1 protein-coding gene is annotated in these 1,212 nt (G+C 46.0%); it reads right to left on the reverse strand.

The genetic code is table 11. The features are described 5' to 3' along the window. Positions 1-119: 119 nt before the first annotated feature. Positions 120-1,212, reverse strand: a 1,093-nt coding sequence (locus R7P72_RS25040; protein ID WP_318110964.1) for an FAD-dependent oxidoreductase, incomplete at its 5' end; no start/stop codon positions are given.

Below are 1,212 nucleotides of genomic sequence, written 5' to 3' on the forward strand. Positions count from 1 at the left end.
TGATGAGCATCAGAGCGGCTTTTTTCATGAGTTCTATTCCTTAACAGAGGAATTTAATTATATGTAATAAAAGAAAAAAGGATCCAATCTTTGGATCCTTTTTGAGTGTTGGTACGACGCTATACGTTTAAGTAATCAAGAATGCCTTCTGCTGCTTTTCGTCCTTCATCAATGGCGGTTACCACTAAATCAGAACCGCGAACTGCGTCTCCCCCAGCAAAGATCTTTTCATTGCTGGTTTGATATTGAAACTCTTGGTTGTTGGGTGCTTTGATTCGTCCCCATTGATCAAGTTCTACATTGAACGGAGTAAGCCAGTTCATTTGATGAGGTTGGAAACCAAATGCCATGATGACAGCATCGGCAGGCAGTACGTGTTCACTTCCTTCTACAGGTTCTGGGCGACGGCGACCTGCGTCATCAGGCTCGCCTAAAGCAGTTTTGACCACTTTCACGCCTGAAACTTTGCCATACGCATCAACCTCAATACCTAAAGGCTGAAGGTTAAACATGAACTTCACGCCCTCTTCTTTGGCATTTTTCACTTCTCGACGGGAGCCTGGCATGTTTTCTTCATCACGACGGTAGGCACAAATCACGTTAGATGCGCCTTGACGGATCGAAGTTCGCACGCAGTCCATCGCGGTATCACCACCACCAAGCACTACGACTTTTTTGCCAGCCATATCGATAAACGGTTGGTTATGTTCTAGCTCCATAACCTTATAGGTATTGGAAATCAAAAATGGTAGGGCGTCATAAACGCCCGGCGCGTCTTCATTTTCCAAACCGGCGCGCATGTATTTGTATGTGCCCACACCTAAGAAAACCGCATCGTATTCATCAAGCAGTTCTTGCATCTGCACATCTTGGCCGACTTCCACATTCATGCGGAACTCAACGCCCATTTCGGTAAATACCCGACGACGATTTTCCATGACCCCTTTTTCCAATTTGAAAGAAGGAATACCAAAGGTAAGTAGGCCACCAATCTCTGGGTAACGGTCAAACACCACCGGTTTTACACCGTTGCGAACTAAAATGTCTGCTGCTGCCAAACCAGCAGGGCCAGCGCCGATGATTGCCACCTTTTTATCCGTCCACTCCACTTTGGACATGTCAGGTTTCCAGCCCATTTCAAAGGCTTTGTCGGTGATGTACTTTTCAATGTTGCCTATCGTGACAGCACCAAAATCATCATTTAGTGTGCAC

This window comes from Vibrio sp. Vb0888 (assembly GCF_033338835.1).
GTDB classification, from domain to species: Bacteria; Pseudomonadota; Gammaproteobacteria; order Enterobacterales; family Vibrionaceae; genus Vibrio; species Vibrio alginolyticus.